The organism is Streptomyces sp. NPDC060198 (genome assembly GCF_042728415.1).
Classification (GTDB): Bacteria; Actinomycetota; Actinomycetes; order Streptomycetales; family Streptomycetaceae; genus Streptomyces.
Map to the genome: position 1 here is coordinate 35,078 of NZ_JBHWZJ010000022.1, position 6,000 is coordinate 41,077.

At 73.3% G+C, this 6,000-nt stretch carries 3 protein-coding genes and 1 pseudogene; 2 read left to right on the plus strand and 2 right to left on the minus strand.

What is annotated here, in order from left to right; genetic code table 11:
- Positions 1 to 173: 173 nt before the first annotated feature.
- Positions 174 to 1,355: a hypothetical protein gene (locus ACFWEP_RS05565; RefSeq protein ID WP_387365974.1), complete on the minus strand. Its 1,182-nt coding sequence runs from the start codon at positions 1,353 to 1,355 to the stop codon at positions 174 to 176.
- A 550-nt stretch (positions 1,356 to 1,905) separates the two neighbouring features.
- On the opposite strand from ACFWEP_RS05565, the gene ACFWEP_RS05570 reads away from it, so the two are divergent.
- The gene (locus ACFWEP_RS05570) at positions 1,906 to 4,500 is read left to right on the plus strand and encodes an ATP-binding protein (RefSeq protein ID WP_387365977.1); all 2,595 of its coding nucleotides are present in this window, start codon (positions 1,906 to 1,908) and stop codon (positions 4,498 to 4,500) included.
- Positions 4,501 to 4,623: 123 nt separating this feature from the next.
- Here ACFWEP_RS05570 and nucS read toward each other — a convergent pair whose 3' ends face one another.
- On the minus strand, positions 4,624 to 5,295 hold the full coding sequence (gene nucS / locus ACFWEP_RS05575; protein WP_328719392.1) for an endonuclease NucS: 672 nt from the start codon (positions 5,293 to 5,295) through the stop codon (positions 4,624 to 4,626).
- A 264-nt stretch (positions 5,296 to 5,559) separates the two neighbouring features.
- Here nucS and ACFWEP_RS05580 point away from each other — a divergent pair.
- A pseudogene (locus ACFWEP_RS05580) lies at positions 5,560 to 5,916 on the plus strand (SCO5389 family protein); the annotation flags it as partial.
- Between the last annotated feature and the right edge of the window lie 84 nt (positions 5,917 to 6,000).

Consider the following 6,000-nt stretch of genomic DNA (forward strand, 5'->3'; position numbering starts at 1 on the left):
AACAGGGTGCGCACGCGTGACGCGCTGTCTGTGATGCCAGGGTTCACGACCGGCAGGCCGGCTCCCGCGCTCTCTCGGCCCGGAGTTCGGCTTCCCTCCGGGAGCCGCCGATACGTACCTCGGGGACGCGGGCCGGGAGCGCGGTGAGCGGCGCCCCCGGCGCGCGGCCCGGCTCAGCGGGAGGTCAGGCTGAACGGCTCAGGGGGGAGCGACTCCCCGGTCGCCTCGTCCTCTCTCGGCTCGATCCCGACCACGGTCAGCGTCCGCCCGGCACCGAGCACGTCGATGGGCGTACGACCCAGTGCGCCTTCACCGGCGGGTATGGCCAGCGGCTTCCACCTGCCGGCCGTCCGGCGCACCCCGAACGGCCTGTACGAGGTGCCGCCGGCGTCCGAGTGTCCGACGGCGGTGACCCCCCAGGGCGTGGCCGTGACGGAAGTCAGCCGCCCTTCGCCCGCTCCGGTGTACACCTTCTTCCAGCCGTGCCCGTCGAAGTGGGCGATCGCGGCGTGGGCTTCCGCGTCTGCCCCGGCCTCCTCCGTGCCGACCGCCCACACGTCGTTCGGTCCCCGGGCGGCGAGGTCCGCGAAGGCGCCGTAGTGCGAGCTCAGTCCGGGAGTGGGAACGACCGTCCACGCGACGCCGTCGTAGTGCAGCATGAGCGGACGGATGCGGCCTTCCGGCGTGCCGATGCTGCCGGTGGCCCAAGCGTCGTCGGGGCCGGTGGCGACCACGTCGTCGAGCGTCCAGTAGTCGCTGTCCACGGCCGGTGTCGGCACCCGCTGCCACCGGGTGCCGTCCCAGTGCTCGATGAGTCCGAGGAAGGTCAGGTAGTCGGTGGGCTGACTCCAGCCCACCGCCCACACGTCGTCGTCGGCGACGGGGGCGAGCCCGTTGAATCCACCGCTCAGGGACCCCTCGGGCAGAGGTCCTTCCTCGATCCGCCATCCGGTGCTGTCGTGGCGGGCGGTCACCACACCGCCGCCGTCCCTGGGAGCGGTGTCGGTCAGCCACGTGGTCCCGGTGGGGCTCCCTGTCACCGTGCGGATCGCGGCGAGACCGTCCGGCGCCGGCAACTCACTCCACAAGGTGGACCCGTCCTCGCGGGTAAAGATCACGGGACGTCGGTACCCCTGCTTCCCCTCTCCGTACTTCCGGTAGCCGACGGCCCAGGTCGTACGAGGGCCCACCCGCGCAGCGTCCCGCAGGGTTGCGTTCCCCTCGGGGAAGGCGCCGTCGGCCCAGGGACGTGCTCCGGTCTCCGTCCGCGCCGCGGCCTGTGCCTCTACGGGAACTGCCGCCAGCAGCATGCCCGCCGCCGTCAGCACGGCCGGCGCGATGCGCCACCGCGTCACTCTCGCTGTCCATGTCACTGGTTCGCCTCCATCGTCCGCGGATGACCGAAGCGAGTCCGGCCGCATCCGTCCTGTCACCGACTACTGATGCGGGAGACGCGCGAAAGGTTGAAGTGCCGGAACGAGAAGCACGTGAACTCCCCCGGGTGCACGGCGGGCCGCCGGAGCCGTCCGCCCCGACCCGCTCCTCAGACGTGCTGCGACATTCCCGCCTGCCCTCCGGGCGGACGGCGCTACTTCCGCAACACGCCTCAGGGCGCGCCGACGCGGTCCCGGTGACCGTCGTCCCTCCGCACGGGCGCCCGCCCACGGCCCGGGCCTCCGACGCCGGATCCGGCCGCTCCGGCATGACAGGCGGTCTAACCGGGCAATACATCTGAGAACGTGATGTCCCGGGCGGCATCCACCCCCGCCGACGTGACGGGACGGACGAAGGTTTAAGGTTCGGCCGTCCGCCGATCGACCGAAACCCGCAGGCGGACACCACGAGCAACAGCGGCACGTGCGCGCCGGACGGGCAGCAGTGCGACGCGTCTGGGGGACTTGGACGATGAACCCGACAGCACGGGACCCGGAACACCACGGCGGTCACGACACCGACGGGAGCGGCGAGGCACCGGCCCGGCGCAGGCCGTCCCGTGACGCCCTGCCGACCGAGCTCGTACCCCAGGCGGGGGCCAAGGCCCGCGTCGTGCGACTCATATCCGGCGACCTCCTGATCACGGTCAACCCCGTGGACGGCAGCGAGGCCGAGCCCTGCCCGCCCGGCGTGCGGCCCGAGGCCCCGCTCCGGCGCAACGACGAGGAACGCGCCACCCGTGAGCGTGCGGCGGAACCTCCCGTACCGCCGGGCCCGCCCGCCCCGCAACTGCCGCTGCTGGAGCGTCAGGAGGAGCGTGGGCGGCTCGTACGCCTGCTCACCCGGGGCCGTTCGGCCCGCCTCAGCGGCCCGGCCGGCTCCGGCCGTACCGCCCTGCTGGACGCCGTCGCCGCCGACTGCGCCGAACTCGCGCCCGACGGTGTCGTCCGGCTCTCCGGTCACCGCCGCACCGCCGCCGACCTGCTGCACGCGCTCTACGAGACCGTGTACGACGCCCCGCTGCGCCGTCCCGAGCGCGAGGAGCTGCTGGGCGCGCTCTCCGGGATCGGCGCGGTCGTCGTCGTGGACGACCTGGAGTTCGGCGGCACCGCCCTGGAAGAACTCCTCGACGCCACGCCCGAGTGCGCCTTCCTCTTCGGCACGACCCCCGACGTGGCCACGGACGCCGAGCTCGACGAGGTCTCCCTCGCGGGACTGAGCCGGGCCGCGGCGACCGACCTGTTGAGCCGGGTGGCCGGACGGCCGCTCACCGACGAGGAGTCGAACTGGTCGGGCGACCTCTGGTTCGAGTCCGAGGGGCTCCCGCTGCGGTTCGTCCAGGCGGGCGCCCTACTCCGCCAGCGCGACCAGCTCCGGGAGATCCCGGAGGACTTCGACGAGTACGGCGCGTTCGAGGAGCGGCCCGCGGGCGCCCTGCCCGTGCCCCTCGTCCCGGTCCTCGACGGCGAGGTGCCGCTGCCCAGCATCGGCGAGGCCGCCGCGCCCGCCCCGCTGCTCGCCTCCCGCCTCAGCGAGGCCGCCCGCGAAGCCCTGCGGTTCGCCGTCGCGCTCGGCGGCGAGGTGCCGCACCAGGCGCACCTTCCGGCGCTGATCGGACACACCCACGCGGATGCCGCGCTCGGTGAACTCGCCGGTGCCGGGCTCCTCTCACCGGCCGGCTCCCGTTACCGGCTGGCAGCCGGCGTCCAGGTCCAGCTGGAACTCGGCGGCTACGCCGAGGGCGCCGAGCACCGCGCCCTCACCGTCGCCGAGCACTACGCCTGGTGGGTCAAGCACCCCTCGGTCACCCCCGCGCGCGCGGTCGCCGAGGCCGACGCCGTACTCGCGGCGATGACGGTGCTGCTCCCCAGCGGCAACCCCCAGGCGGCGCCGGTCGTCGTCCGGCTCGCCCGGAGCGCGGGGCCCGCCTTTGCCGTCGCCCTGCAGTGGGGCGTCTGGGAGAAGGCCCTGCGGGTCGGCCAGGAGGCGTCGCGGCTGGCCGGCGAGGTGGCCGAAGAAGCCTATTTCCACCATGAGTTGGGTGTCCTCGCGCTCTGTGCCGGACACCTGGACCGGGCGCGGGCGGAGCTGGAGGCGTCGATCGGGCTCCGTGGCGCGCTCGCCGACCGGTCAGGGGCCGTCGCCGGACGCCGCGCGCTCGCCCTGGTCACCGACCGCTCCGGCACGCTGCCGCACGGGGCGAGGCCGGACGGGACCGCGGCGGACGCCGCCGCGGTTGCCCGGGGCGCCCGGGGCGACGGTGCCGCGACGGAAGTCCTGCCGGTCCTGCCGCCGCTGCCCGCCCTGCCGCGTCAGACGCTGGTGGTGGAGGAGCCGGCCGCGACCTACCCGGTGCCGGCCGCGGTACCGGGCAAGGGCGGGCGCCCCGCAGGCGTGAAGGCCCTGGGCCGTACCGTCGTCGCCGGAGCCCGGCGCAACCTGGTGGCCGTCGGCGCGGGCGCGTTGCTGGTCGCGGTGCTCGGTACCGTCGTGACGCTCGGCGCCACCGCGGGCAGCGAGGACGCGGGCAACCAGAGCGTCACCCCGGGGCACTCCGCCGAGGAGGGCGACGAGGAGAGCACCGTGCCGGCCGAGGACACCCCCGCCGACGACAGCGGCTCGGGCGGCGGCACCGCACCGGGCGGCAGCACCTCCGTCGAGCCCGGCACGTCCGGTACGCCCACCCCGGGCGCCACCGGCACGCCCACGCCCGGCAGCAGCGGTACGGCGCAGAGTCCGGACCCGGACGCCACCTCGCCCACCGCGTCCGACACGGGCAGCGCGGTGCCGAAGCCGCCGGCCGGCGGTTCCTCCTCGACCCCGCCCAAGGGCTCCACCGGCGGTTCCACGGGATCCACCTCGACCCCCTCGGCGCCGAGCACCACCCCGTCGACCACCCCTCCGACGGAGACCCCGTCCACCGGCGAGACCCCCGGCGACGACGGAGGCGGCGACGGGGGAGGTACCGACGACGGCGGTACGGCCACCGCCACCGCGTCCGGCACCGCCGAAGCGAGCCCCTGGGGAAGCCCCGGGACCGCGACGGCCACGCCCGACGAGGCCTGAGCAGTCGGATTCCGGACGAGGTGACGTTTCCAGGCCGTACCGCGCCTCCCGAAACATCGAAAACCGGACGGCTTGCCGATCAAGCCGTCCGGTCTGCCGTGCCCTGCGCGGGCCGGCGGGGGATCAGAACAGTCGCAGCTTGTCGTCCTCGATACCGCGCATCGCGTCGTAGTCCAGGACCACGCAGCCGATCTTGCGGTCCGTGGCGAGCACCCGTGCCTGCGGCTTGATCTCCTGCGCCGCGAAGACACCGCGAACCGGCGCCAGGTGGGGGTCGCGGTTGAGCAGTTCCAGATAACGGGTGAGCTGCTCGACACCGTCGATGTCACCGCGCCGCTTGAGTTCGACGGCCACGGTGGCGCCCTCGGCGTCCCGGCAGAGGATGTCCACGGGACCGATGGCGGTGGGGTATTCGCGGCGGATCAAGGTGTAGCCCTCGCCCAGGATCTCGATCCGGTCGGCGAGCAACTCCTGGAGGTGCGCCTCCACACCGTCCTTGATCAGGCCGGGATCGACGCCGAGTTCGTGCGAGGAGTCGTGGAGGATCTCCTCCATCGTGATGATCAGTTTCTCGCCCGCCTTGTTCACCACCGTCCAGACACCCGCGTCGTCGCCGGAGCCCTCCTTCAGGGTGCACGGCGGGGACATCCAGTTGAGCGGTTTGTACGCCCGGTCGTCGGCGTGGATCGAGACGCTGCCGTCCGCCTTCACCAGGATCAGACGGGGAGCGGAGGGCAGGTGGGCGGTGAGCCGGCCCGCGTAGTCGACGGAGCAACGGGCGATGACGAGACGCATGGTCGGCAACGCTACTCGACAACGGGCGGTCGGCGCGATTCGCACCTCCTGAGCCACTTCCGCCCCTGCCGCAGCACATGCGGTCTTGCCCCCTTTGCTCAGGTTCGTTGTTGGCCGGTTGTGTTCCCAATCTCCTGGTGCGACCAGGACCGCGCCCTTACCGTGGAAGCAGGAGGTCGCCGGGCGTGCACGCTGCGTCGCCGCCGTCCTTCTGCCGTGCCCGTAAGGCCCCGGCCTCCTGCCGGGGTCGCGAGAGGAGAACCCATGTCGCTCGACGTCTCACCGGCCCTCTTGGAACAGGCCGAGCGAGGCGAGGTCGACGAAGCCGACTTCGTCGACTGCGTCCGGACCTCCCTGCCCTACGCATGGGAGATGATCAGCTCCCTGGTGGCCCAGCTGAAGGTGGACGGCGGGCAGTTCGCCGACAACCAGACGCCGCCGCCGAACGAGCAGGCACGTGGCCAGCTGCTGCGCGCGCTCGCGAGCGACGCGATACGCGGTGCCCTGCAACGGCACTTCGGAGTGCGACTGGCATTCCAGAACTGCCACCGTGTCGCGGTCTTCCCGCTCGACCCGTCGGTCGACGACCGGCTGGCCAAGTTCACCTCGGTGAGAGGCCAGCCTCCACCCCCGCCTCACCGCCGCGCTGATCGCCCTGTTCCAGGACAAGGCCACCAATCCCCACGGCGGGCAGCTCCTCTTCAC